This is a genomic window from Geodermatophilus sp. URMC 62 (assembly GCF_052931475.1).
This window is the reverse complement of the sequence record NZ_JBRFHY010000001.1, coordinates 563981-590129: the sequence shown is the minus strand read 5'-3', so window position 1 is coordinate 590129 and position 26149 is coordinate 563981. Positions and strand designations below refer to the sequence as shown.

The following is a 26149-nucleotide window of genomic DNA, read 5'->3' as shown; positions in this document are numbered from 1 at the left end:
CAGCGTGCGGCGGCGTGCGGCCGGCGTCCGTCCTGGTCGGGACGCCGGCCGCCTCGTGCCCCGGCCCGGGAGGTCAGCCCTCGTGCAGCAGCCAGACGGTGCCCAGGGGAGGAGCCGAGAGGGTGGCCGAGTACGGCTGGCCGTGCCACGGCTCCTCGACGGCGTCGACACCGCCGTAGTTGCCGACGCCGGACCCGCCGTAGCCCTCCGCGTCGGTGTTGAGCACCTCGCGCCACCGTCCGCCGCGGGGCAGGCCGATCCGGTAGCCGTGGTGCGGGGAGCCCGAGAAGTTGCAGACGACGGCCAGCGCCTGGCCCGGCGTCTGCCCGCCGTCGGTGGCCGGGGCGTCCCCGGCGCCGGACTCGGCCGACTGGGTCGGGGTGGGCACGTCGACGACCTTCGGGCGCCCGAAGCGCAGGAAGGTGATGACGTTGCCCGAGGCGTCGTTGGCGTCAATCCACTGGAAGCCGGCCGGGTCGACGTCGAGTGACCACAGCGCCTCGGTCTCCCGGTAGCGGGCGTTGAGGTCGGTGACCAGCTGCAGCACGCCGCGGTGGGCCGGGTCGTCGAGGTGCCACCAGTCCAGCGAGCGGCTCTCGGCCCACTCGGAGTCCTGCGCGAACTCCGAGCCCATGAACAGCAGCTGCTTGCCGGGGTGGGCCCACATGTAGGCGAGGTAGCCGCGCACGTTGGCCAGCTGCTGCCACCGGTCGCCGGGCATCTTCCGCAGCAGCGAGCCCTTGCCGTAGACGACCTCGTCGTGGCTGATCGGCAGCACGTAGTTCTCGGAGTAGGCGTACATCATCGAGAACGTCAGCTGGTTGTGGTGGTAGCTGCGGTGGACCGGCTGGCGCTGCACGTAGGACAGCGAGTCGTGCATCCAGCCCATGTTCCACTTGAAGCCGAAGCCCAGGCCGCCGAGGTGGGTGGGCCGGGTGACGCCGGGCCAGGCGGTCGACTCCTCGGCGATGGTCACCACGCCCGGCACCTCGCGGTAGACCGTCGCGTTGACCTCCTGCAGGAACGACACCGCCTCGAGGTTCTCCCGGCCGCCGTACTCGTTGGGCACCCACTCGCCGTCCTCGCGCGAGTAGTCGAGGTAGAGCATCGAGGCGACGGCGTCGACCCGCAGCCCGTCGACGTGGAACTCCTGGCACCAGAACAGCGCGTTCGCGACGAGGAAGTTGCGCACCTCGGTGCGGCCGAAGTTGAACACGAAGGTGCCCCAGTCCGGCTGCTCGCCGCGGCGGGGGTCGGCGTGCTCGTAGAGCGCGGTGCCGTCGAAGCGGCCCAGCGCCCACTCGTCCTTCGGGAAGTGCGCCGGCACCCAGTCGACGATGACGCCGAGGCCGGCCTGGTGGGCCCGGTCGACGAGGTACCGGAAGTCGTCGGGGCTGCCGAAGCGCGACGTCGGCGCGTAGTAGCTGGTGACCTGGTAGCCCCACGAGCCGCCGAAGGGGTGCTCGGCGACGGGCAGGAACTCCAGGTGGGTGAACCCGGCGGAGACGGCGTAGTCGACGAGCTCCTCGGAGAGCTGCCGGTAGGACAGGCCCTGCCGCCACGAGCCGAGGTGGACCTCGTAGACGCTCATCGGCCGCTCGTGCCAGTTGCCGGCCGCACGGTCGGCCAGCCACGCGTCGTCGCCCCACTGGTGGGTGGACTCGACGACGACGGAGGCGTTGGCCGGGGGGACCTCGGTGGCGAAGGCCATCGGGTCGGCCTTCTCCCGCCAGACGCCGTCGGCGCCGAGCACGTGGTAGCGGTACCGGGTGCCCACGGGGACGCCGGGGAGGAAGACCTCCCACACCCCGGTGGCGCCCAGCTGGCGCATCGGGTGGGCGCGGGCCTCCCAGTAGTCGAAGTCGCCGGTGACCTTGACGCCCTGGGCGTTGGGCGCCCAGACGGCGAAGGAGACGCCCTCGACGGTGCCGCGCGGGGTGTCGTAGCGCCGCACGTGGGCGCCGAGCACCTGCCAGAGCTGCTCGTGCCGGCCCTCGCCGATCAGGTACTGGTCGAGCTCGCCCAGCGTCGGCATCCACCGGTAGGGGTCGTCGACGACGAAGGTGTCCTGCCCGCCGTCGGCCCCGGGGTAGGTCACCTCGACCCGGTAGTCGCCGGGCGGGTGCGGGAGGGTGGCCTCGAAGACGCCGCCGTCGTGGATCCGCCGGGCGTCGTAGCGGGTGTCGTCATGGTCGAGGACGGCGACCGAGACCGCGTTCGGGCGCAGTGTGCGCACCACCCAGCCGTCGGCGGCCGGGTGCGCGCCCAGCACGCGGTGCGGGTCGCGCGACCACCCGTCGACGACGGCGCGCAGGTCCTCCCCGCCGACGTCGTCGGGCACGGCCTGCCCGGTGACCGGGCCGCCGGCCGACTCCTCGCCGGCGGACCCGGTGACCGCCTCGGGTGCGGGCGTGGTCTCGGTGCCCGGCTCCGGCGACTCCGGGGCCGGGGGCGCGGGCGGCTCCGCGGGGGCGCCGGAGGGCGAGCCCGGCTCGGCGATCGGCGCCGGGGCGACGACCGGTGGCGTGGTGCTGCCGCCCTGCTCGGCGACGACCTCGCCGGTCGGCTCCTCGATCGTGTCGGCGACGGTCCGCTTCGCCGGCGCGCGCTTGCGGGTGGCCGGGGCGCCGTCGCCGGCGGGGGCGGCCTTCTTCGTCGCGCGCTTGGCGGCCTTCTTCGCGGCTGCGGGCTCCGCGTCGCCGTCGGCCGCGGTCGCCGCGGCCACGGCCTTCGCCGGGGCCTTCTTCGCCGGAGCCTTCTTCGCGGCGGCCTTCTTGGCCGGCGCGCGCTTCTTCGCGGGGCCGGGGTTGACGACCGGCTCGGTCTCGGCCGCCTGCGCCTGCGCCGTCCGCTCCGCGACCACCCGCTGCAGCTCGTCCTTGGTCGCCGGCGCGTCCCCGGGTGTCGAGTCACTCGTCGTCATCGTCGCGTTGCCGTCCTCTGCCTCGTCGTCTGCGTGCGTGCTGCGGTGCCGTGCCGTCCGACCTGGTCGGTCACGCCTCGGCGGTGAGCCGTGACAGCGACTGCAGCGGGATCATGAGCCAGTTGGGCCGGTTGCGCGCCTCGTAGACGCACTCGTAGACGGCCTTGTCCGCCTCGAAGGCCCGCAGGAGGGGGGAGCCCCCGCACGGGTCCATGCCGCTGGCCGCCGAGTAGCCGGTGCAGAAGGCGCCGCGGTTGCGCACTGCCCACTCCTGCGCCCGGTATGCGCGCTGGGCGTCCTCGGGCTGCTCGACGAGCATGTGCCGTGCGGCGTAGTCGAAGCTGCGCAGCATGCCCGCGACGTCGCGCATCGGGCTGTCGAGCTGGCGCCGCTCGGCCAGCGGCCGCGCCGGCTCGCCCTCGAAGTCGAGCACCACCCAGCCGGTCGCCGTCCGCAGCACCTGGCCGAGGTGGAGGTCACCGTGCACCCGCTGGCGCACGACGGTCTCCGGGCTGTCGGCCACCGCGGCGTAGACCGCGCGCAGGCCGGCGAGGTGCTCCTCCAGCTGGGGGACGACCGGCAGCGCCTGCTCCAGCCGCGCGGTCATGGCCTGGCCGGTGGCCGAGAACCACTCCCGGTCGGCCGGCTCGGTGGGCAGCACCTGCGCGAGGTCGGCGTGCACGGCCGCGGTCGCCGCGCCGAGCCGCTCGCTGTCGGCGGCGAAGTCCCCGCCGACCTCGTCGGCGTGCAGGTCGCCCTCGGCGTAGAGGTCGCGGACGCTGGCCGTGGCCAGCCGCCACCCGTCGCTGGCGTTGGGGACGAACGTCTGCAGCATCGCGGCCGTCGCTGGCTCCGTACCCGGGTCGGGATCGTCGATCTCGATGTGGCCGAGCAGCGGCGCGATGTACTTGTTGTCCGTGCGGCGCAGCGCGTCGTGGATCTCGACGTCGGGGTTGAGCCCGGGCTCCAGCCGGCGGAACAGCTTGAGGATCGCGTCCTGGCCGTAGACCAGCGAGGTGTTGCTCTGCTCGGTGGACACGACGTCGCCGGGCACGCCCTCGGGGATGGCCTCGACGCCGGCCGGGTGGAAGTGCATCGGGCCGACCGTCGAGGCGGCCACGAGATGGGTCAGCCAGGGCGTCGTCGCGTCGCGGTCGCGCAGGGCGTCGTAGGCGTAGTTCTCCCGGTCGGCTCCCGGGACGGCGCCGATGAAGGCCGAGCTCAGCTCCTCCTCCGGGTGCGCCCGCCACGACAGCGGGACCAGGTAGGTCTCGGTCGCGCCGTCGGTGTAGGTGACCCGGACCCGGTGCACCGAGAGCACCGGGTCGGTCTTGGAGAGCAGGAAGCCCTCCTCGGCGACGTCGGCCCACTCGCGGCCCTTGCCGCCGAACCACCGCTGGTGCGGCATCCAGTCGCGCAGCAGCTCGGTCAGGGCGGTGTGCGGGGCGGAGCTCATCGGGGTCCTCCGGTGCTGGGCGGGACGTCGTCGCCGGTGCGCGTGTCGCTGCCGCCGGGGATCTCCTCGGCGGCGGCGACCACGCCCGCGGCCAGCAGCGAGTCGGCGACGGGACTGGTCTGCTCGGCCGGCTCCTCCACCACCGGCTCGGCCGCCTCCTCCGGCGGCCTGGCCAGCTCGAACCAGTAGAAGCCGTGGCCGGCGAGGGTGAGCATGTAGGGCAGGACGCCGATCTGCGGGAACTCCACCCGGCCGGTGAGCTCGATCGGCGTGTAGCCGTCGAAGCGGCGCAGGTCGAGCTCCACCGGCTGCGGGAACCGGGAGAGGTTGTTGACGCAGAGCACCACGTCGTCGCCGAACTCGCGGACGAACGACAGCACCGTGGGGTTGCGCGAGCCGATCTCCTCGTAGGTGCCGCGGCCGAAGGTGGGGTGCTCCTTGCGGACGGCGATCATCCGGCGGATCCACTGCAGCATCGAGTTGCTGTTGCGCAGCTGTGCCTCGACGTTCGTGGTCTGGTAGCCGTACACCGGGTCCTGGTTGAGCGGCAGGTACATCCGCTGCGGGTCGGCGGTGGAGAAGCCGCCGTTGCGGTCGGGCGTCCACTGCATGGGCGTGCGGACGCCGTCGCGGTCACCGAGCCAGATGTTGTCGCCCATGCCGATCTCGTCGCCGTAGTAGAGGACCGGCGAGCCGGGCAGGCTCAGCAGCAGCGCGTTGAACAGCTCGAGGGTGTTGAGGTCGTTGTCCAGCAGCGGCGCCAGCCGGCGGCGGATGCCGATGTTGGCCTTCATGCGGGGGTCCTTGGCGTACTCCGCCCACATGTAGTCGCGCTCCTCGTCGGTGACCATCTCCAGGGTCAGCTCGTCGTGGTTGCGCAGGAAGATGCCCCACTGGCAGTTGTCCGGGATGTCCGGCGTCTGCGCCATGATCTCCGAGATCGGGAACCGCTGCTCGCGGCGGGCGGCCATGAACAGGCGCGGCATCACCGGGAAGTGGAAGGCCATCTGGCACTCGTCGCCGTCCTCGCCGAAGTACTCGACGACGTCGCCCGGCCACTGGTTGGCCTCGCACAGCAGCACCCGGTCGGGGTAGTCGGCGTCGACCACCTTGCGGACGTGCTTGAGGAACTCGTGGGTCTTGGGCAGGTTCTCGCCGTTGGTCCCCTCCTCCTCGAACAGGTAGGGGACCGCGTCGAGGCGGAAGCCGTCGATGCCCAGGTCCAGCCAGAACCGGAGGGCGTCGACGATCGCCTCCTGCACCGCCGGGTTCTCGAAGTTCAGGTCGGGCTGGTGGGCGAAGAACCGGTGCCAGAAGTACTGCTTGCGCACCGGGTCGAACGTCCAGTTCGAGCTCTCGGTGTCGACGAAGATGATCCGCGCGTCGGCGTAGCCGGTGTCGTCGTCGGCCCACACGTAGAAGTCGCCGTAGGGGCCCTCGGGGTCGCTGCGGCTGGCCTGGAACCACGGGTGCTGGTCGGAGGTGTGGTTCATGACGAAGTCGATGATCAGCCGCATGCCGCGGCTGTGGGCCTCGGCGATGAGGTCCTTGAAGTCCTCGATGTCGCCGAACTCCGGCAGCACGGCGGTGTAGTCGCTGACGTCGTAGCCGCCGTCGCGCAGCGGCGAGGCGAAGAAGGGCGGCAGCCAGAGGCAGTCCACGCCGAGCCACTGCAGGTAGTCGAGCTTGTCGATCATGCCGCGGAGGTCGCCGATGCCGTCGGCGTTGCTGTCGGCGAAGCCGCGGACGAGGACCTCGTAGAAGACGGCGCGCTTGTACCAGAGGGGGTCGGTGCCCCGCGCGGGGAGCGCGGAGCCCGTGTCGGCGGAGTCGGGCACGGGGAGCGTCATCGGTGCGGGGAGCCCTTGTGAGTCGTCGGTACCTGAACGGGAGGTCGCGGCCCCCTGCCGGGGCCCGCCGCGAGCCTGCGAGTGGTGGGGGGCAAGGGGGTCCTTCTTCAGCGGGCCGTCGGCGGCCAGGTGACCTGCCGCGGGAGCCCGACGGAGAACACGTGCGCCGGCTCCCGGTAGGGGTCGAGCTCGACGTAGTTGAACTGCCCCCAGTCGTACCGGGCGCCGGTGATCTCGTCGGTGACGCCGAACCGCTCGTGCCAGTCCAGGCCCAGCGCCGGCAGGTCCAGCGCCGTCGTCCCGATCTGCCGGTTGTGGCTGTCGAGCGCGACGACGACGAGGACGGCGTCCTGCGAGCCCGGGTCGGTCTTGGAGAAGCACAGCAGGTTCGGGTTGTCGACCGGGTGGAAGTGCAGCGTCCGCAGCTGCTGCAGCGCCGGGTGCTGACGGCGGATCTCGTTGAGCCGCCGCAGGTAGGGCGCCAGGGTCCGCCCGGAGGCCTCGGCGCCGGCCCAGTCGCGCGGACGCAGCCGGTACTTCTCGCTGTCGAGGTACTCCTCGCTGCCCGGGCGCACAGCCACGTGCTCGTAGAGCTCGAACCCGGAGTAGACGCCCCAGGTGGGGCTCATCATCGACGCGAGGACCGCCCGGATCTTGAACATCGGCGGGCCCCCGTACTGCAGGCTCTCGTGCAGGATGTCCGGGGTGTTCACGAAGAAGTTCGGCCGCATGTAGTGCGCGTTGGCGGCCAGCTCGCGGCCGTAGTCCTCGATCTCCCCGCGCGCGGTCCGCCAGGTGAAGTACGTGTAGGACTGCGTGAACCCCAGCCGTGCGAGCTGGTGCATCATCGCCGGCCGGGTGAAGGCCTCGGCGAGGAAGAGCACGTCCGGGTCGGTTTCCTTGACCTTCCAGATCAGCCAGTGCCAGAAGTCCAGCGGCTTGGTGTGCGGGTTGTCGACGCGGAAGATCCGCACCCCGGCGTCCATCCAGACGCGCACCACCCGCAGCACCTCGGCGTAGAGACCCTCCGGGTCGTTGTCGAAGTTGATCGGGTAGATGTCCTGGTACTTCTTCGGCGGGTTCTCCGCGTAGGCGATCGTCCCGTCGGGCTTGGTGGTGAACCACTCCGGGTGTTCCTTCACCCACGGGTGGTCCGGCGCGGCCTGCAGCGCGAGGTCCAGCGCCACCTCCATGCCGTGCTCGCGGGTGTGGGCGACGAAGGCGCGGAAGTCCTCCATGGTGCCCAGCTGCGGGTGGACGGCGTCGTGGCCGCCCTCGTCGCTGCCGATGGCCCACGGCGAGCCGACGTCGTCGGGCCCGATCTCGTGGGGGTTGCCGCCCGGGTAGACCGCCGTGTTCGGGCCCTTGCGGTTGACCTTCCCGATCGGGTGGACCGGCGGCAGGTACACGACGTCGAAGCCCATGTCGGCGACGGCGGGCAGCCGGTCGGCCGCCGTCGCGAACGTCCCGTGCGTCGGGGTGCCGCCGACGACCGCCCCCTCGGAGCGGGGGAAGAACTCGTACCAGGAGCCGTAGAGCGCGCGCGGGCGGTCGACCCACACCTCGTGGTCCGGCGAGGGCGTGACCAGCTCGCGGACCGGGTGCTCGTCGAGGTAGCGCTGCACGCCGGCGGCCAGCGCCGGGGCGACCCGGTCGTGCAGGCCGCGGTCGTCGTCGCGCAGCGCGGCGGCGGCGTCGGTGAGCCGGGTGCGCCACTCGCCGTCGGCGTCGGCGGCCACCCGCTCCAGCAGCCGGGCGCCCTCCTCGAGGTCGTTGGCCAGCTCGGCCGGCCCCTGACCGGCCTCGATCTTCACCTCCACGGCGTGGTGCCAGGTGGCCAGCGGGTCGCTCCACGCCTCGACCCGGAAGGTCCAGCGGCCCTCCCGGTCGGGGACGACGGAGGTGATCCACCGGTCGGGCTGGTCGCCGTAGCGCCGCATCCGGTTGAGCGGGGCGCGCGTCCCGTCCGGGGCGGTCCAGACGACGTCGGCCGCGACGGCGTCGTGGCCCTCGCGGAACACGGTGGCGGTGACCGGCAGGTGCTCGCCGACCACGGCGCGGGCCGAGAAGGACCCGCAGGACACGACGGGGGCGACATCGGTGATGCCGAGACGGAGGTCGGTGCGGCGAGTCATCCCGGCCACGCTATCGACGGGGCGTCGGGTGAGCACATCGGCCACCGAGGGCTGGCGTTCGTGCTGCCGGACCGGCGGGACGGAGGGGTGGCCGGGACGTCTGCTCGCCATGGCTCATCCTGGCGCGTCGGCCGGGGAACCGCCCGGCCGGTCCGGTCTCCTGCGGCTGACTAGTCTCTCCGCGTGCGAGCACTGCGTCGGTTCACCGTCCGGGCGGCCCTCCCCGAGGCCCTCACGCCCCTCTCCCAGCTGGTGATGAACCTCCGCTGGTCGTGGCACGCCGAGACCCGCGACCTCTTCGAGGCGCTGGATCCCGAGCTGTGGCAGACCTGTGGCAACGACCCGGTCACGGTCCTCGGGGAGGTGTCGGCCGAGCGGCTGGCCACCCTCTCGCGCGACCGGCGGTTCCTGCGCCACATGCAGGACGTCGTCGACGACCTGGAGGACTACCTGTCCTCCGAGCACTGGTACCAGTCGCTGGGTCCGGACGCGCCGCGCAGCATCGCCTACTTCTCCGCCGAGTTCGGCATCACCGAGGTGCTGCCCCAGTACTCCGGGGGCCTGGGCATCCTCGCCGGCGACCACCTGAAGGCCGCCTCCGACCTGGGCGTGCCGCTGATCGGCGTCGGCCTGCTCTACCGCGCCGGCTACTTCGAGCAGGGCCTGTCGGCCGACGGCTGGCAGCTGGAGCGCTACCCGTCGCTGGACCCGCACGGCCTGCCGGTCAAGCTGCTGCGCCAGCCCGACGGCTCGGCCGTCGTCGTCAGCGTGCCGCTGCCCGAGGGCCGCACCCTGCACGCGCACGTCTGGCGGGCCCAGGTGGGCCGGGTCTCGCTGCTGCTGCTCGACAGCGACATCGAGGAGAACGCCCCCGCCGAGCGCGGCGTCACCGACCGGCTCTACGGCGGCGACGAGGACCACCGGCTACGCCAGGAGATGCTGCTGGGCATCGGCGGGGTCCGCGCGCTGCGCGCCTACTGCCAGCTCACCGGCACCCCGCAGCCGGAGGTCTTCCACGCCAACGAGGGCCACGCCGGCTTCCAGGGCGTCGAGCGGATCCGCGAGCTCACCGAGTCCCACGGGCTGTCCTTCGCCGAGGCGCTGCAGGCCGTCCGCGCCGGCACGGTGTTCACCACCCACACGCCGGTGCCCGCGGGCATCGACCGCTTCCCGCGTGCGCTGATCGAGCGCTACTTCGCCGGCTTCGGCGTCCCGCTGGAGCACCTCATCCCGCTCGGCGCCGAGGACGACCCGTCGAAGTTCAACATGGCGCACATGGGCCTGCGCCTCGGGCAGCGGGCCAACGGGGTCAGCCAGCTACACGGGCACGTCAGCCGGTCGATGTTCAGCGACCTGTGGCCCGGCTTCGACGAGGGCGACGTCCCGATCGGCTCGATCACCAACGGCGTGCACGCCCCGACCTGGACCGCCCGGGAGCTGGTCGAGCTCGGTACGCAGACCTCCAGCGAGGGCGACCCGATCGAGGCCCGCGGTCCGGTGTCCTTCGACGGCGTCGACCGCATCCCCTCCGGCGAGCTGTGGAGCACCCGCCGGATGCTGCGCGGCCGGCTCGTCGACGAGGTGCGCCGCCGGCTGCGGGAGACGGCGCTGTCCCGCGGCGCGGCCGAGGCCGAGGTCGGCTGGACCGACGCCGCGTTCGACCCCGACGTCCTCACCATCGGCTTCGCCCGCCGGGTGCCCTCCTACAAGCGGCTCACCCTCATGCTGCGCGACCCCGAACGGCTGCGGGCCCTGCTGCTCGACCCCGACCGGCCGGTGCAGCTGGTGATCGCCGGCAAGAGCCACCCGGCCGACGACGGCGGCAAGCAGCTCATCCAGCAGATGGTGAAGTTCGCCGACGACCCCTCGATCCGCCACCGGATCGCGTTCCTGCCCGGCTACGACATCGGCATGGCCCGCTACCTGTACTGGGGCTGCGACGTCTGGCTCAACAACCCGCTGCGCCCGCTGGAGGCCTGTGGGACGTCGGGGATGAAGGCGGCGCTCAACGGCGGGCTCAACCTCTCCATCCGCGACGGGTGGTGGGACGAGTGGTTCGACGGCCAGAACGGCTGGTCCATCCCGACCGCCGACGGCGTGGCCGACCCCGACCGCCGTGACGACGTCGAGGCGCGGGCCATCTACGACCTGCTGAGCACGCAGGTGGTGCCGCGGTTCTACGAGACCGACCGCGACGGCGTGCCCACCCGCTGGGTGGAGATGGTCCGGCACACGCTGCGCGAGACCGGCCCGAGGGTGCTGGCCACCCGGATGGTCCGCGACTACGTCCAGCAGCTCTACGTGCCGGCGGCCGGCTCGTCGCGGACCATGGCCGACGGCGGCTACGGCCCGGCGCGTACCGAGGCCCAGTGGCGGGCGCGGGTGCAGGAGAACTGGACCGGCGTGCGGGTCGCCCACGTCGAGGCGACCGGCGGTGGCGACACCCCGGAGATCGGCTCCACGCTGGCGCTGCGGGCCGAGGTGGAGCTGCCGCACCTGACGCCGGGCGACGTCGAGGTGCAGGCGGCCTACGGGCGGGTCGACGATGCCGACGGCCTGCACGAGGTGACCACGGTGCCCATGGAGCACGAGCACACCGAGGGCTCCCGGCACTGGTTCACCACCACCGTGCCGCTGGAGCGCACCGGCGCCTTCGGCTACACCGTGCGGGTGCTGCCGCACTCCGAGCACCTGGCCGACCCCGCCGAGCTGGGGCTCGTCCGCAGCGCCTGAGGAGGACCCGGACGGCAGCACACCCGTCACGCCGGTCGCAGCGTCCTCAGGCGGCCCGGGGACCGGCGTGGCGGTGGCGCCGGACCTGGCGGTTCGCCGAGCGGTCACTAGGCTGGCGCGCATGCCCGACCGCTGTGAAGTCCTGCCCGGAGACGCCGTCGTCGCCCGACGCGGCGGGGGTCTGCTCTGGGTGGACGCTCCCGGCTCACCCGCCCTGGTCGCCGCGCTGCACGCCTGCCTGGGCGTCTCGGGGCCCGGCGCCGACCGCGTCCTGGCGGCCGTCGCCGCCCAGGTGTCCCGGCTCGGCGGCTCGGCGTCCTTCGCGCTCGTCCTCGTCGACCCGGCCGAGGGGTCGGGCACGGGCGTCGCGCTGTGGTCGGGCAAGGGCCAGCCGGCCGTCGACGGCGTCCCGGTGTCGGGGCAGCCGGTCGACGGCGGCTGCAGCATCGCTGCCGGCTTCCCGCTCGGCGCCACGCTCTACGTGGGCCCCGGCCAGGCTGCGCCGCAGATGCCGCCGGGCGTCGCCTACGACCTCACCGAGGGCACCGTCCCCGGCTCCGGCGCGATGCTGCAGCTCGCCGCCGCCGCGCACGTCTCCGCCGCCGTCCCGCCGGCCACCGCCGCGTCGCCGGCGTCGGCGCCGTCGCCGTTCACGGCCGGCTCCGACGCCGGGTTCGCCGGCGCCGGGTCCTACGGCTCCGGCGGCGGCTCGTCGGCGTCCGGTCAGAACGCCCGCGCCAGCGACGGCGGCGAGGAGACGGCCTTCTGGAAGCCGGAGTCCGCCTCGGCGCCGGTGCTGCGCTTCGACGACGGCCTGGTCGTGACCGTCGACGAGGACCTCGTCCTCGGCCGGCGCCCCGACAGCCACGAGCTGGTCACCAGCGGCACGGCCCGCCCGGTGCCGATCGCCGACACCCAGAACGTGCTGTCCTCGGCCCACGCGGCCATCCAGCGCACTGGCGGCGAGGTCACCCTCACCGACCTCGGCTCGCTCAACGGCACGCACGTCGCCGGACCCGAGGCCACCGAGTGGACCCAGCTCGAGCCCGGCGTCGCCCACCCGCTCTCCGACGGCGACCGCCTGCTGCTGGGCTGGACCGTCATCACCTACGAGGACGCGCAGGACTGAACCCCGCAGGACCCGACGTCGACGAGAGCCCCGTCCGCCCACCGGACGGGGCTCTCGCACGTCCGGGCCACCGCGGGGGCCGGCGCCTCGTGGTCCGCGCGGACCACGCGCCGGCGTCCTCCCGCACCGGAGCGCGTCCTCCCTCACCGCAGCGCGTCCTCCCTCACGGTGGACGGTGAGGGAGGACGCGCCACGATCAGGTCACCTGATCGTCGCGCGACCCCGCGGACGAGCGGCGGAGGACGCGGAGGAGCCAGACCGTCCGCGGCGGCACCACGATCGGGCCGGGGGCGACGACGGCCGGCCGCGGCGGGGCCCCCGTCGGGTACTCGGTGCTGACGACGAACTCGTAGCCGTCCGACCACGGCGGCCCGGGCAGGTCGACCGTCACCGGCTCGGGCCCGGCGTGCAGCTGCACGAGGTAGGAGTCGTCGACGACGGGCCGGCCGCGCTGGTCGCGGTGCCGGATGCCGCGCCCGTCGAGGTACATGCCGATCGTCTGCAGCCGGTTGTCGAACCAGTCGGCGGTGGTCAGCTGCCCGCCGTCGGGGGCGAACCAGGCCAGGTCGCGGGTGCCGTGCGTCCCGGGCAGCGCGGTGCCGGGGATCTCGTGGCCCTCGAAGAAGGCCTCCTGCCGCAGCACGGGGGAGCGGCGGCGCAGGTCCACCAGCCGGCGGACGAAGGCCAGCAGGTCCGCGTCGGCGGCGGCCCAGTCCATCCAGGAGACCTCGCCGTCCTGGCAGTAGGCGTTGTTGTTGCCGCCCTGGGTGCGGCCCAGCTCGTCGCCGGCGGTGAGCATCGGCACGCCGGTCGACAGCAGCAGCGTGGCGAGGTGGTTGCGCACCTGCCGCGCGCGCAGCGCCCGCACGTCGGGGTCGTCGGTGGGGCCCTCGGCGCCGCAGTTCCAGTTGCGGTTGTGGCTCTCGCCGTCCCGGTTGTCCTCGCCGTTGGCCTCGTTGCGCTTGCGCTCGTAGGTGACCAGGTCGGTCAGGGTGAACCCGTCGTGGGCGGTGACGAAGTTGACGCTGGCGAACGGGCGCCGGCCGTCGGAGCGGTAGAGGTCCGAGGAGCCGGTGAGCCGGTAGGCGAGGTCGCGGACGCCGACGTGCGCGCCGGACCAGACGTCGCGGACGGTGTCGCGGTACTTGCCGTTCCACTCGGTCCACAGCGGCGGGAAGTTGCCCACCTGGTAGCCGCCCTCGCCGACGTCCCAGGGCTCGGCGATGAGCTTGACCCGGCTGACCACGGGGTCCTGGTGGACGACGTCGAAGAACGCCGAGAGCCGGTCGACGTCGTGGAACGAGCGGGCCAGCGCGCTGGCGAGGTCGAAGCGGAACCCGTCGACGTGCATCTCGGTGACCCAGTAGCGCAGCGAGTCCATGAGCAGCGCCAGCACCGCCGGGCGGCGGACGTCGAGGGTGTTCCCGCAGCCGGTGTAGTCGGTGTAGCGGGCCGGGTTGCCGCCGGCGAGCCGGTAGTAGCCGCCGTTGTCGATGCCCTTGAGCGACAGCGTCGGGCCGCTGTGGTCGCCCTCGGCGGTGTGGTTGTAGACGACGTCGAGGACCACCTCGATGCCCGCGGCGTGCAGCGCCTTGACCATCGCCTTGAACTCCGTCACCTGCGCGCCGCCGGACCCGGCGGAGCTGTAGGCGGCGTGCGGGGCGAAGTACCCGAGGGTGTTGTAGCCCCAGTAGTTGGTCAGCCCGCGGCGCAGCAGGTGCGGCTCGCTCACGAAGTGGTGCACCGGCAGCAGCTCGACGGCGGTCACCCCGAGGCACCGCAGGTGCTCGACGAACGCCGGGTGGGCCAGCCCCGCGTAGGTGCCGCGCAGCGCCGGCGGGACGTCGGGGTGGCGCATGGTCGCCCCCTTGACGTGCACCTCGTAGATGACGGTGTCCGACCACGGGGTGCCCGGCCGCCGGTCGCCGTCCCACGGGAAGGAGTCGTGGACGACGACGCCGCGCGGGACGTGCGGCGCGGAGTCGCGCGGGTCGGGGGCGCCGGTGTCACCGCCCTCGAACGGGAAGCCGAACAGCGCCGGGTCCAGGGTGAGCTCGCCGTCGACGGCCCGGGCGTAGGGGTCCAGCAGCAGCTTGGCCGGGTTCCAGCGGGCGCCGGCGCCGGGGTCGTAGGGGCCGTGCACCCGGTAGCCGTAGCGCTGGCCGGGTCCGATCCCGGGCAGCCGGCCGTGCCAGACCTGGTGGGTGGTCTCCCGCAGCCGGTGCCGGTGCTCGGTGCCGTCGGCGTCGAACAGGCACAGGTCGACGGCGGTGGCCCCGGCCGACCACAGCGCGAAGTTCGTGCCGGTGCCGTCCCAGTGCGCACCCAGGGGCGCGGGGGAGCCCGGCCACACCTCTGCGGCGTCGGGGCGGTCCTCGGGAGTCCTCACCCGGCGATCCTGCCCGGTCCGCCTGTCCGGCGGAGGGAGGCGGGTGCTTGGTTGGATGGGGTCGTGTCGAGCAGCGCGGTGACCGACCTCCCCGCCACGTCCGAGCCGGTCGTCGAGATGCGCGGCGTCGACGTCGTCCGCGGCCGGGCCTCCCTGCTGCGGGGGGTGGACTGGACCGTGCTGGCCGACCAGCGGTGGGTCGTGCTCGGCCCCAACGGCGCGGGCAAGACGACGCTGCTGCAGCTGGCCGGCGCGCACATGCACCCCACCCACGGCGAGGTCCGCCTGCTCGGCGAGACGCTCGGCGCCGTCGACGTCTTCGAGCTGCGCCCGCGGATCGGGCTGACCAGCGCGGCACTGGCCCAGCGGATCGAGCCGGGGGAGCGCACCGGCGACGTCGTCATCTCGGCCGGGTACGCCGTCGTCGGCCGCTGGCGGGAGCGCTACGACATCCACGACCTGTCCCGCGCCGCCGCCCTCATGCAGCAGTGGGGGGTCGCGGGCATCGCGCACCGGCCCTTCGGCACGCTGAGCGAGGGCGAGCGCAAGCGGACGCAGATCGCCCGCGCGCTCATGCCCGACCCCGAGCTGCTGCTGCTCGACGAGCCCGGCGCCGGCCTGGACCTCGGCGGCCGCGAGGACCTGGTCAGCCGGCTGTCCGCCCTCGCCCGCCACGCGTACGCGCCGGCCCAGGTGCTCGTCACCCACCACGTCGAGGAGATCCCGCCGGGCTACACCCACGCGCTGCTGCTGCGGGAGGGCCAGGTCGTCGCCGCCGGGCCGGTGGACGGGGTGCTGACCGCCGAGGCGCTGTCGGAGACCTTCGGCCTGCCGCTGGAGCTCGAGCGCGCCGACGGCCGCTTCGCCGCCCGCCGGAAGGCGTGAGCTCCGCCGCTGACTAGGGTGCGGCGACGACGTCGTCCACACCTGCGGGAGGCCTTCGATGGCAGAGCCGGAGTTCGTGACCCTGTCGGTGGAGGACGGGGTGGGCACGATCCGCCTCGACCGTCCGAAGATGAACGCGATCGACGAGCAACTGCACCAGGAGGTCCGCGCGGCCGCGCTCGAGGCCGGCGAGCGGCCCGACGTGCGTGCCGTCGTCCTCTACGGCGGCGAGCGGGTCTTCGCCGCCGGCGCCGACATCAAGACCATGTCGCAGCTGACCGGCAGCTCGATGGTCGCCTGGGGGCGGGAGCTGACCGACAGCTTCACCGCCGTCGCGCACGTCCCCAAGCCGGTCATCGCGGCGATCACCGGCTACGCCCTGGGCGGTGGCTACGAGCTGGCGCTGTGCGCGGACTTCCGGGTGATGGGCGCCGGCGCCAAGATCGGCCAGCCCGAGATCCTGCTCGGCGTCATCCCCGGTGCCGGCGGCACCCAGCGGCTGGCCCGCCTGGTCGGCCCGGCCAAGGCCAAGGACCTCGTCTTCACCGGCCGGCACGTGGGTGCCGAGGAGGCGCTGGAGATCGGCCTGGCCGACGCCGTCGTCCCCGACGCCGAGGTGTACGACACCGCCGTCGCCATGGCCCGCAAGTTCGCCGCTGGCCCGCCGCTGGCGCTGGCCGCGGCCAAGAGGGCCATCGACGAGGGGCTCGACCTCCCGCTCGGCCGCGGCCTGGAGCTGGAGAGCCGGCTGTTCGCCGAGCTGTTCGACACCGAGGACCAGTCGACCGGCATGCGCTCGTTCCTCGAGCAGGGGCCCGGCAAGGCCACCTTCACCGGCCGCTGAGCCGCCCCGGCGCCGGAGCGCCGGTGATCACGACTTCGCCAAGGTCTCCCCGCGCGGTCTGCCGTGGGCCGTCCCGTTCTGTCACGATCCGCGGACCCCCACCACCGGCACGCCGCCGGACCGGTGGGCCACCCGGACCACTCGTCGAGGAGGACGCCCGTGCGACGCCCTGCCACCCCCATCCCGAGGACGGCGGCCGTGTTGGCCGCCGCGACCCTGCTGCTGGCCGCCTGCGGCGGGGGTGACGACGGCGGCTCGGGCGGCGGGGGCGGCGGTGGCTCCGACGCGGCGAGCGCCACCTCGGCCGAGGACCTCGGCGGCGTGGACGCCCTCGTCGAGGCCGCCCAGGCCGAGGGCGAGCTCAACGTCATCGCGCTGCCGCCGGACTGGGCGAACTACGGCGAGATCATCTCCACGTTCGAGGAGAAGTACGACATCACCGTCAACAGCGCCTCACCCGACGGTTCGAGCCAGGACGAGCTCAACGCGGTGGAGAGCCAGCGCGGGCAGGACCGCGCACCCGACGTGCTGGACCTGGGCACCGCCTTCGCCCGCCAGGCACAGGCGCAGGACCTGCTCGCGCCCTACCAGGTCGAGACCTGGGACGAGATCCCCGAGGGCCAGAAGGACCCCGAGGGCCACTGGTACAACGACTACGGCGGCTACATCTCCATCGGCTGCAACGCCACGGTGATCGCCGAGTGCCCGACGACGATGGCCGACCTGCTCGACCCGCAGTACGCCGGCCAGGTCGCGCTCAACGGCAACCCGACCCAGGCCGCGGCCGCCTTCTCCGGCGTGTGGGCCGCCTCGCTGGCCAACGGCGGCAGCCTCGATGACATCGGCCCGGGCATCGACTTCTTCGCCCAGGTCAAGCAGGTCGGCAACTTCAACCCCGTCGAGATCACCCCGGCGACCATCCAGAGCGGGGAGACCCCGCTGGCCATCGACTGGGACTACCTCAACGCCGGCCTGACCCCGACGCTGGCCGAGCAGGGTGTGGAGTGGCAGGTCGCCGTCCCCTCCGACGGGTTGTTCGGCGGCTACTACAGCCAGGCGGTCAGCGCCTACGCCCCGCACCCGGCCGCCGCACGGCTGTGGCAGGAGTTCCTCTACAGCGACGAGGGGCAGAACCTGTACCTGGCCGGCGGCGCCCGCCCGGTCCGGCTGCCGGCGATGCAGGAAGCCGGCACCGCCGACGCCGACGCGCTGGCCGCCCTGCCGCCGGTCGAGGGCACCGCGGAGTTCCCGACCCAGGAGCAGGAGAGCGCCGCCCAGCAGGTGGTCGCGACCCGGTGGAACCAGGAGATCTCCGGCTGAGCACCGTCGTCGACACCGCCGCGCCGACGTCCCGCAGGGGGCGCCGGCGCGGCGGTCTGCTGCCCCTGCTGGGCATCGTGCCGTTCCTGCTCTACGTCGCGGTGTTCCTGCTGCTGCCGGTCGGCGTGCTGGCGGTCGAGGCCTTCCGCGCCACCGACCCGGTCACCTTCGAGGACACCTGGTCGACGGCGAACATCGGCACGGTCGCCGGCGGCGCCTACGCCCGCTCCTACCTCGGCAGCCTGCAGCTGTCGGCGGTCACCGCCGTCCTCGGCGCCGTCCTCGGCCTGGCGCTGGCCTTCGCCGTCGTCACCACCCGCCGGGGTCGGCTGCTGCGGCGGCTGGTGCTCACCGCGTCCGGGGTGCTGGCCAACTTCGGCGGCGTCCCGCTGGCCTTCGCCTTCCTCGCCACGATCGGCAACGCCGGGGTGGTCACCGCACTGCTCACCGACACGCTGGGCCTCGACTCCTTCTCGCTGTACTCGATGGCCGGGCTGGCGGTGGTCTACCTCTACTTCCTGGTCCCGCTGATGGTGCTGACCATCGTCCCGGCGATCGAGGCGCTGCGCCCGCAGTGGCGGGAGGCCTCCGACGTCCTCGGGGCCAGCGGCTGGCAGTACTGGCGGTACGTCGGCGGGCCGGTGCTGGCCCCACCGGTCCTGGGCGCCACGATGCTGCTGTTCGCCTCCGCGTTCGCCGCCTACGCCACCGCCAAGGCGCTGGTGGGCAGCAGCGTGCCGCTGGTGACCCTGCAGATCGCCGACTCGCTGTCGAGCAACGTCGTCGTCGGCGCGGAGAACCTGGGCAAGGCGCTGGCGCTGGGCATGGTCGTGCTCGTGGGGCTGGTCATGGCCTTCTACACCTGGGTGCAGCGGCGCACGTCGCGGTGGCTGGCGTGAGCGCCACGACGACCGGCCTGTCGACGGCCGCGGTCACCGGCGCCGGCGGCGTCGAGCCCGAGACCCGCGAGCGCCCCGGACGGCGGGGCCGCGGCTGGTGGCGCTGGGCCGTCTTCGCCGTCCTCGGCCTGTACTTCCTCGTGCCGTTGGCCGCCTCGCTGTGGTTCACCGTGCGCGACCGGGCACGGGGCGGGGTCAGCGCCGACGTCTACGCGGGCATCCCGACCGCCGAGGGCTTCGCGGAGAACTTCGGCCGCTCGCTGGCCCTGGGCGCGCTCACCGTGCTGGTCGCGCTGGTGCTCATGGTGCCCACCGTCGTCCTGGTGGAGCTGCGGCTGCCGCGGCTGCGGCCGCTGGTGGAGCTGCTCACTCTCGTCCCGCTCCTGCTGCCGCCGATCGCGCTGGTCGTCGGCGTGCGCAGCGTGCTGGCCTGGGCGCCGGAGTACTTCTTCCGGACGCCGCTGGCCGACGCGTTCTTCGCCCTCCAGGAGCCGGCGCTGCCGTGGATCCTGGTGCTGGTCTACGTCGTCCTGGCGCTGCCGTTCGTCTACCGGGCGCTCGACGCCGGCGTCCGCGGCGCCCAGCTGCGCACGCTCACCGAAGCCGCCCGGGTGCTGGGCGCCTCGTGGCCGCGGGTGATGACGTCGGTGGTGCTGCCGGTGCTGCGCACGTCGGTGCTCAACGCCGCCTTCCTCACCCTGGCGCTGGTGCTGGGCGAGTTCACCGTGGCCAACATCCTCGGCTTCGAGACCTTCCCGACCTGGATCGTGCGCATCTCGGGGTCCCAGCCGCGGCTGTCGGTGGCCGTCTCGGTGCTGTCGCTGCTGCTCACCTGGGTGCTGCTGTTGCTGATCTCCGCGCTGGACCGCCGGCGCCGCGAGGAGGAGCCCGCATGACCGCCCTCGGCGCCGCCCCCGCCGACCTGCGCGCGCAGCCCGGGGTCGCCGTCCGCCTCGAGGGGCTGACCCGTCGCTACGGCTCCGTGCTCGCCCTCGACGCCCTCGACCTCGACATCGCCGGCGGGGAGTTCCTCGCCCTGCTCGGCCCCTCGGGGTGCGGCAAGACGACGGCGCTGCGGGCGATCGCCGGCTTCGAGCAGGTCGACGTGGGGCGGGTGTGGTTCGACCGCCGCGACGTCACGGGTGTCCCGCCGTCCCGCCGCGACGTCGGGATGGTGTTCCAGGCCTACAGCCTGTTCCCGAACATGACCGTCGCCGAGAACGTCGCCTACGGGCTGCGGGTGCGCCGCCGGGACCGGGCCGAACGGGCCGGGCGCGCCGCCGAGCTGCTCGAGCTGGTGGGGCTGGCCGACCGCGGCGGGCGCTACCCGCACCAGCTCTCCGGCGGCCAGCAGCAGCGGGTGGCCCTCGCGCGCGCGCTGGCGGTCGCGCCGCAGGTGCTGCTGCTCGACGAGCCGCTGTCGGCGCTCGACGCCCAGGTGCGGGTGCAGCTGCGGGAGGAGATCCGCCGCATCCAGCTGGAGCTGGGCACCACCACGGTCTTCGTCACCCACGACCAGGCCGAGGCGCTCTCGGTGGCCGACCGGGTCGGCGTCATGCGGGCCGGCCGGCTGGAGCAGGTGGCCTCGCCCGACGAGCTCTACGAGCGCCCGGCGACGGCGTTCGTGGCCGGGTTCGTCGGCACCATGAACCGCATCCCCGCCGTCCTCGGCGACGGCGACGTCGAGTTCCTCGGTGTGCGACGCGAGGTGCTCGGTACCCCGGCGGCACCGGGCCCGGCGTTCGCGCTCGTGCGCCCCGAGGCGCTGCTCGTCGAGGCCGACCCGCGGGGGAGCGGCCGGGTGGTCACGCGCACGTTCTCCGGTGCCACCACCCGCCTCGCGGTCGCGCTGCCCGACGGCCTCGAGGTGCAGGCCGACGTCCCCAGCGCCGAGAGCCAGGGCCTCACTCCGGGGACGGCGGTCACCGTCACCCCCGCCGAGCGCCCCGCCCTGGTCGAGCCGGCCACTGGGGACCGGGCCACTGGGGACCGGGCCACTGGGGACCGGGCCACTGGGGACCGGGACACGGCGGACCGGGCAACGGCGGACCGGGACACGGCGGACGGAGCCGCGGGGGTCTGAGCCGCGGGTGCACGAGGATGGGCCGGTGAGCAGCCCCGACCCGACCGACCCCGAGCCGATGGACGTCGACCGGTCCGACCCCGCCGGCCGGGCGTGGGTGGAGTGGGCGATCGCCGCCGTCGAGGCCGACGCGCTGCGCAGCGCCGACACCCACCTGCTGGTCCACCCGCTGCCGCCCGAGTGGGGCGTCGACCTCTACCTCAAGGACGAGTCGACCCACCCGACCGGCAGCCTCAAGCACCGGCTGGCCCGCTCGCTGTTCCTGCACGCGCTGTGCTCCGGCTGGATCACCGAGGGCAGCGCCGTCGTCGAGGCCTCCAGCGGGTCGACGGCGGTCAGCGAGGCGTACTTCGCCCGGATGCTCGGCCTGCCCTTCGTCGCCGTCATGCCCGCCTCGACCAGCCCGGAGAAGGTCGCGCTCATCGAGCGGCACGGCGGGCGCTGCCGCTTCGTCGAGCGCGCGGCCGACGTGTACGAGGAGGCGCGCCGGCTCGCCGCCGAGAGCGGCGGGCACTACCTCGACCAGTTCACCCACGCCGAGCGGGCCACCGACTGGCGCGGCAACAACACCATCGCCGAGTCGGTGTTCGAGCAGATGGCCCTCGAGCGCCACCCGGTGCCGGAGTGGGTCGTCGTCGGCGCGGGCACCGGCGGCACCAGCGCGACCTTCGGCCGCTACCTGCGCTACCGGCGGCACCCGACCCGGCTGGCCGTCGTCGACCCGGAGAACTCCGCCTTCTTCCCCGGCTGGGTGACCGACGAGCCGGCCTGGACCACCGGCACGCCCTCCCGGATCGAGGGGATCGGCCGGCCGCGCGTGGAGCCGTCGTTCCTGCCCTCGGTGGTCGACCGGATGATCCGCGTGCCGGACGCCGCGTCCCTGGCGGCGGTGCGGCACCTGGAGCGGGTCACCGGACGGCGGGCCGGCGGCTCGACCGGCACCAACCTGTGGGGCGCGTTCCGGCTGGTCGCCGAGATGGTCGCCGAGGGCCGCACCGGCAGCGTCGTCACCCTGCTGTGCGACGGCGGGGAGCGCTACGCGCACACGTACTTCTCCGACGACTGGGTGGCCGCCCGCGGACTGGACCTCGCCCCGCACGCGGCGGTCCTCGAGGAGTTCACCGCGACGGGGCGCTGGACGCCGTGACCCTCGTCACCCGGGCCCCCGGCCGCAGCCCCGTTACCCCGCAGTAACCTCCACTATCGAAGCCAGGCGGGCTGCGGCCCGCGTCACCCATGACCGATCGCGGAGGTAGGTCTGGCGATGAACATCGTCGTTCTGGTCAAGCAGGTCCCCGACTCCGGCACCCAGCGCTCGCTGGACGCCGCGGACAACACCGTCGCCCGCGCCACCGCGGACAACGTCATCAACGAGATCGACGAGTACGCGATCGAGGAGGCGCTGCAGGTCCGCGACCGCGAGGGCGGCGAGGTCACGATCCTGACCGTCGGCCCGGCCTCGGCGACCGACGCCATCCGCAAGGCGCTGTCCATGGGCGCGGACAAGGCCGTCCACGTCCAGGACGACGCCATCCACGGCTCCTGCGCCATCCAGACCTCGGCCATCCTGGCCGCGGCGCTGCAGCAGATGGACTACGACCTGGTGCTGATGGGCGCCACCTCCACCGACGGGCAGGTCGCCGTCATGCCGGCGCTGCTGGCCGAGCGGCTGGGCGTCCCGCAGCTGTCGGGCGCCCAGAAGCTCACCGTCGAGGGCTCCACGGTGAAGGTCGACCGGCAGACCGACGGCGGCTTCTGGGCCCTGGAGGCGCCGCTGCCGGCCATCGTGTCCACCTGGGACACCATCAACGAGCCGCGCTACCCCTCCTTCAAGGGGATCATGGCCGCCAAGAAGAAGCCGGTGGAGACGAAGTCGCTGGCCGACCTGGGCATCGACCCCTCCACCGTGGGCCTGGCCACCGCCACCAGCGCGGTCGTCGACTTCGCCGGCCGCCCGCCGAAGGGCGAGGGCGTGAAGGTCACCGACGAGGGCGACGGCGCGCAGAAGCTCGTGGGCTTCCTGGCCGAGCAGAAGCTCGTCTGACCGGCGATCGCAGCGAAGGAGAGAGGCGAACACACATGGCAGAGGTCCTGGTCCTCGTCGAGCTGAACCCGGCCGACGGCACCGTCCGCAAGACCACGCTGGAGGCGCTCACCGCCGCGCGTGCACTGGGTGAGGTGTCGGCGGTCGTCGCCGGCGGCCCCGGTGTCGCCGCCGGCGTGCGCGAGCGGCTCGCGGAGTACGGCGCGGCGAAGGTCTACGTCGCCGAGTCCCCGGAGATCGACGAGTACCTCGTCGCGCCCAAGGCCGAGGTGCTGGCCCAGCTGGTGGCGCAGGTCTCGCCGGCCGCCGTCGTCATCCCCTCCTCCCCGGAGGGCCGCGAGGTCGCCGGCCGGCTGGCGCTCAAGACCGGCAGCGGTTTCCTGACCGACGTCACCGAGATCGCCGCCGACGGCACCGCCACCCAGGTCATCTTCGCCGGTCAGCAGATCGTGCACTCGAAGGTGACGACCGGTACGCCGATCTACACGCTGCGCGGCAACTCCGTGGCCCCCGAGCCGGCGCCCGCCGCCGGTGAGGAGGTCCCGGTGCAGGTCACGCTGTCCGAGCAGGCCAAGCAGACCCGCGTGGTCGACAAGGTCGTCGAGCAGAAGAGCAACCGGCCCGAGCTCACCGAGGCCGCGATCGTCGTCTCCGGCGGCCGCGGCGTGGCCTCGGCGGAGAACTTCTCGATCATCGAGGGCCTGGCCGACACCCTCGGTGCCGCGGTCGGTGCCTCGCGCGCCGCGGTCGACTCCGGCTTCTACCCGCACAGCTTCCAGGTCGGGCAGACCGGCAAGACCGTCTCGCCGCAGCTCTACATCGCCGTCGGCATCTCCGGGGCCATCCAGCACCGCGCCGGCATGCAGACCAGCAAGACCATCGTGGCCGTCAACAAGGACCCCGAGGCCCCGATCTTCGAGCTGGCCGACTTCGGCGTCGTCGGCGACCTCTTCCAGGTCGTCCCCGCCGCCACCGAGCAGATCGCCGCTCGGAAGTGAAGGACCCCCTCACACCCCACTGCCCGCAGGCTCGCAGCGGGACCCTGTGAGGGGGCCGAGCACAGCACTTCGGTGACAGCACGGCACGTCGGGCGCCGGTCCCCGTTCGCGGGGGCCGGCGCCTGCGCGTTCCGGGGGTCTCAGGCCCCGGGCGGTGGGGCGGCGGGGTCCCGGAGCGCGTCCGGCCGCTCGCGCGGCCCGGGCACGGCGGCGGGCCGGTCGCCCGACACCCGCCGGGTGACCCGCGCGGCGTCGACGGCCGGCGGTGGCGCCGGGACCGCGGCCGGCTCGGGCTCGGGGAGCAGCCAGCCGACGTCGACCTCCTCACCGCCGACGTTCGCGGTGTCCCAGGAGCCGCTGACCGTCAGCGTGTGCAGCGTCGGGCCGGTGAGCGGTTCCAGCTGGGCGAGCAGCGCCGCGTCGTCGGGCAGCCCGGGCAGGCGCCCGTCCAGCCGGGCCCGGTTGCGCCGCAGCCGCTCCATCAGCGCCTCGGTGTCCGCGGCCCGGTCGAAGGCGCCCTGCTCGCCCTCCGCGATGCCCCGGGCGATCTGGCCCTTGATCGTCCGCGGCCGCCCGGTGGCGTCGATGGTCACCATCTGCCGCCAGGCGCGGGTCTTGTGCCGGTACTGCAGCATCGCCATCACCGCCTCGTGGCGCACGAAGTCCGCGTCGCGCAGCGGCGTCCCCCGCCAGACGGTGGCCAGGGTGCGGGCCAGCGAGATCGCCGAGGCCAGGCCGCTGTTGAGGCCGCGGCCGGGCCAGAAGTGGATGGCGTTGCCCGCGTCGCCGAGCAGGCAGGCGAAGGTGCCCGGTGTGGTGCGGGTCGGCGGGTAGAGCTGTGCCGTGAACCGCGGCCGCTGGACCATGTCCAGCCGGAACCCGGTCACCGCGGTGAGCCGGTCCTCGGGGACGCCGAACAGCCGCAGCCCCTCCTGCACCCGCGTCCACAGCGCCGAGCCCTTGAGCAGCGCCGGGAGGAAGAAGGTGCGGTGGGTCTCGCACATGTACTCGCCGTCCGGCTGCCGCTCCAGCACGCAGGGGGCGGACTGGAGGCAGGCGGTGAACACCTGCCGCACCGGGTTGATCCCCACCGCCTCCTGCGCCTCCTGGTCGGTCAGCCGCATGTTGAGGAAGCCCTCGCCGTGCAGCGAGTTGAGCAGGAACCGGTTCTGCGACACCGTCAGCAGCACGCTGGTCGGGTCGGGCAGACCGGAGCGGACCCGCAGCCCCAGCACCATGTCCGACACGTGCTCGCCGTCGACGGAGTACATCGAGGTGTCCGCCGTCCCGAACCGGTCGGCGAAGTGGTCGCGGGTGCGCGAGCGGCTGCCCTCGCAGACGGCCAGCACGTGCTGGCCGACGAGGTCGTCGGCCGCCTCGGCGGCGTCGAAGCGCTCCGGGACGAGCGTGATGCGCTCGGACCGCTCGTTCGCCAGCTCGAGCAGCTTGTCCTCGATGAACCGGACCGGGGTGTTGCGCGGCGCGGCGCCGTCGACGGAGTCGGGGCCGATCGGCCACATCTGCGACCAGTCCTCGCGGGCGGCGAACAGCCGCTCCTGCACGTGCGGCGGCAGCCGCAGGTACTGGCGGCTCTGCAGGGTGACCACCTGCTCGCGGCGGACGTTGCCCTTCTCGTAGGTCGTCCACTCCACGTGGTCGCCGACCCGCATCCATCGGCGGTCGTGGACCCGGACGGCCACGCGCGGGCCCAGGTGGTGGTCCAGCAGCAGGGCCAGGGCCAGGCCGACCGGCCCGCCGCCGGAGATCGTGACCCGCAGGACGTCCGGCGACCGGCCGGCGGGGTCGTCGACCGGGCCGACGAGGGTGGCCGACTCCCAGGTCTGGAAGCGGAACACCTCGTCACCGATGCGGATCTCGTCGCCGGGCTCCAGCGGCTGCACGGTGACCTGGACGCCGTTCACCCAGGTCCCGTTGTCGCTGTCGCGGTCCTCGAGGACGAACCCCGCGCCCTCCCGGCGCACCTCGGCGTGCACCCGGGAGGCGAACCGGCTGGCGAGGACGACGTCGTTGGTGTCGCCCCGGCCCAGCGTGACGGGGGTGCGGCCCAGCGGGAACCGCTGACCCTCCAGCCGCCCCTGGACTCCGACGAGTGCGGTGATCATCGAATCCGGCTCCCGCTCCGAGTGACCCGTGCGCGGCGGCCGGCGGTCCTCGCCGGGCACCGCGCCGCGGGGTGTCCGTCGAGCGGTCGTGTCCCCGTCGCCGGGACACGGTCCCGGCACACGGCCTCCTCCGACCCCGGTCCTCCGGCGGTGCGGACCCCGCGGGTCCGCACCGCCGCCCGGTCCGGGGCCGTGTCCACGGTGGGGCGTGCGGGGGGAGGTGTCAACGTCCGCGGGCGTGGCTCCGGCAGGGCCGCCGCGACCGCGGGGACGGTGGTCCGGCGCTCCCGACCGGCCGGTCGTCCCGCGCGACTACCCTGGCTCCGGTGACCGGGCGG

Annotated in this window: 17 protein-coding genes; 11 read left to right on the top strand and 6 right to left on the bottom strand. The window is 73.8% G+C overall.

Annotated features, from left to right (window positions below; genetic code table 11):
• Window positions 1-73 precede the first annotated feature (73 nt).
• From glgB to ACU616_RS02740, 4 genes are all read right to left on the bottom strand, one after another.
• Window positions 74-2923 (bottom strand): 1,4-alpha-glucan branching protein GlgB, encoded by a 2850-nt coding sequence (gene glgB / locus ACU616_RS02755; RefSeq protein ID WP_446756961.1) that lies wholly within the window; start codon window positions 2921-2923, stop codon window positions 74-76.
• A gap of 70 nt (window positions 2924-2993) precedes the next feature.
• Window positions 2994-4379, bottom strand: coding sequence for a maltokinase N-terminal cap-like domain-containing protein (locus ACU616_RS02750; RefSeq protein ID WP_446756960.1), 1386 nt, complete (start codon window positions 4377-4379; stop codon window positions 2994-2996).
• The gene (gene treS / locus ACU616_RS02745) at window positions 4376-6217 is read right to left on the bottom strand and encodes a maltose alpha-D-glucosyltransferase (RefSeq protein ID WP_446756959.1); all 1842 of its coding nucleotides are present in this window, start codon (window positions 6215-6217) and stop codon (window positions 4376-4378) included. The genes ACU616_RS02750 and treS overlap by 4 nt, the downstream gene beginning before the upstream one ends.
• Window positions 6218-6336: 119 nt before the next feature.
• Window positions 6337-8364 carry an alpha-1,4-glucan--maltose-1-phosphate maltosyltransferase gene (locus ACU616_RS02740; protein WP_446756958.1) on the bottom strand — a complete coding sequence of 676 codons (2028 nt, stop codon included), beginning with the start codon at window positions 8362-8364 and terminating at the stop codon, window positions 6337-6339.
• A 183-nt stretch (window positions 8365-8547) separates the two neighbouring features.
• On the opposite strand from ACU616_RS02740, the gene glgP reads away from it, so the two are divergent.
• Both glgP and ACU616_RS02730 read left to right on the top strand, forming a co-directional pair.
• The gene (glgP, locus tag ACU616_RS02735) at window positions 8548-11097 is read left to right on the top strand and encodes an alpha-glucan family phosphorylase (protein ID WP_446756957.1); all 2550 of its coding nucleotides are present in this window, start codon (window positions 8548-8550) and stop codon (window positions 11095-11097) included.
• A gap of 121 nt (window positions 11098-11218) precedes the next feature.
• Window positions 11219-12226: an FHA domain-containing protein gene (locus ACU616_RS02730; protein ID WP_446756956.1), complete on the top strand. Its 1008-nt coding sequence runs from the start codon at window positions 11219-11221 to the stop codon at window positions 12224-12226.
• Between the two features lie 196 nt (window positions 12227-12422).
• Here the strand turns inward: ACU616_RS02730 and glgX are convergent, their stop codons facing one another.
• Entirely contained in the window at window positions 12423-14615 is a 2193-nt protein-coding gene (glgX, locus tag ACU616_RS02725) for a glycogen debranching protein GlgX (protein ID WP_446756955.1), read from the bottom strand.
• A gap of 78 nt (window positions 14616-14693) precedes the next feature.
• On the opposite strand from glgX, the gene ACU616_RS02720 reads away from it, so the two are divergent.
• The 9 genes from ACU616_RS02720 to ACU616_RS02680 all read left to right on the top strand — a co-directional run bounded on the left by ACU616_RS02720 (window position 14694) and on the right by ACU616_RS02680 (window position 23688).
• Window positions 14694-15500: an ABC transporter ATP-binding protein gene (locus ACU616_RS02720; protein WP_446756954.1), complete on the top strand. Its 807-nt coding sequence runs from the start codon at window positions 14694-14696 to the stop codon at window positions 15498-15500.
• 58 nt (window positions 15501-15558) lie between these two features.
• Window positions 15559-16344, top strand: coding sequence for an enoyl-CoA hydratase/isomerase family protein (locus ACU616_RS02715; RefSeq protein ID WP_446756953.1), 786 nt, complete (start codon window positions 15559-15561; stop codon window positions 16342-16344).
• Between the two features lie 198 nt (window positions 16345-16542).
• A complete protein-coding gene (locus ACU616_RS02710) occupies window positions 16543-17664 on the top strand; it encodes an ABC transporter substrate-binding protein (protein WP_446756952.1) in 1122 nt (373 codons plus the stop codon).
• Window positions 17640-18563, top strand: a complete 924-nt coding sequence (locus tag ACU616_RS02705; RefSeq protein ID WP_446756951.1) for an ABC transporter permease — start codon at window positions 17640-17642, stop codon at window positions 18561-18563. The genes ACU616_RS02710 and ACU616_RS02705 overlap by 25 nt, the downstream gene beginning before the upstream one ends.
• Entirely contained in the window at window positions 18560-19459 is a 900-nt protein-coding gene (locus ACU616_RS02700) for an ABC transporter permease subunit (protein ID WP_446756950.1), read from the top strand. The genes ACU616_RS02705 and ACU616_RS02700 overlap by 4 nt, the downstream gene beginning before the upstream one ends.
• Window positions 19456-20646 carry an ABC transporter ATP-binding protein gene (locus ACU616_RS02695; protein ID WP_446756949.1) on the top strand — a complete coding sequence of 397 codons (1191 nt, stop codon included), beginning with the start codon at window positions 19456-19458 and terminating at the stop codon, window positions 20644-20646. Before ACU616_RS02700 ends, ACU616_RS02695 begins: the two co-directional genes overlap by 4 nt.
• 25 nt (window positions 20647-20671) lie before the next feature.
• On the top strand, window positions 20672-21793 hold the full coding sequence (locus tag ACU616_RS02690) for a PLP-dependent cysteine synthase family protein (protein WP_446756948.1): 1122 nt from the start codon (window positions 20672-20674) through the stop codon (window positions 21791-21793).
• A gap of 117 nt (window positions 21794-21910) precedes the next feature.
• Window positions 21911-22690 carry an electron transfer flavoprotein subunit beta/FixA family protein gene (locus tag ACU616_RS02685; RefSeq protein ID WP_446756947.1) on the top strand — a complete coding sequence of 260 codons (780 nt, stop codon included), beginning with the start codon at window positions 21911-21913 and terminating at the stop codon, window positions 22688-22690.
• 35 nt (window positions 22691-22725) lie between these two features.
• Entirely contained in the window at window positions 22726-23688 is a 963-nt protein-coding gene (locus tag ACU616_RS02680; protein WP_446756946.1) for an electron transfer flavoprotein subunit alpha/FixB family protein, read from the top strand.
• Window positions 23689-23828: 140 nt separating this feature from the next.
• Here the strand turns inward: ACU616_RS02680 and ACU616_RS02675 are convergent, their stop codons facing one another.
• A complete protein-coding gene (locus tag ACU616_RS02675; RefSeq protein WP_446756945.1) occupies window positions 23829-25811 on the bottom strand; it encodes an FHA domain-containing protein in 1983 nt (660 codons plus the stop codon).
• Window positions 25812-26149: the final 338 nt, after the last annotated feature.

Excerpts from the sequence above, each read along its gene's own strand:
- glgB (WP_446756961.1), bottom strand. The coding sequence starts at position 2,923 with ATGACGACGAGTGACTCGACACCCGGGGACGCGCCGGCGACCAAGGAC.
- ACU616_RS02750 (WP_446756960.1), bottom strand. The coding sequence starts at position 4,379 with ATGAGCTCCGCCCCGCACACCGCCCTGACCGAGCTGCTGCGCGACTGG.
- ACU616_RS02740 (WP_446756958.1), bottom strand. The coding sequence starts at position 8,364 with ATGACTCGCCGCACCGACCTCCGTCTCGGCATCACCGATGTCGCCCCC.
- ACU616_RS02730 (WP_446756956.1), top strand. The coding sequence starts at position 11,219 with ATGCCCGACCGCTGTGAAGTCCTGCCCGGAGACGCCGTCGTCGCCCGA.
- ACU616_RS02715 (WP_446756953.1), top strand. The coding sequence starts at position 15,559 with ATGGCAGAGCCGGAGTTCGTGACCCTGTCGGTGGAGGACGGGGTGGGC.
- ACU616_RS02695 (WP_446756949.1), top strand. The coding sequence starts at position 19,456 with ATGACCGCCCTCGGCGCCGCCCCCGCCGACCTGCGCGCGCAGCCCGGG.
- ACU616_RS02685 (WP_446756947.1), top strand. The coding sequence starts at position 21,911 with ATGAACATCGTCGTTCTGGTCAAGCAGGTCCCCGACTCCGGCACCCAG.
- ACU616_RS02680 (WP_446756946.1), top strand. The coding sequence starts at position 22,726 with ATGGCAGAGGTCCTGGTCCTCGTCGAGCTGAACCCGGCCGACGGCACC.
- ACU616_RS02675 (WP_446756945.1), bottom strand. The coding sequence starts at position 25,811 with ATGATCACCGCACTCGTCGGAGTCCAGGGGCGGCTGGAGGGTCAGCGG.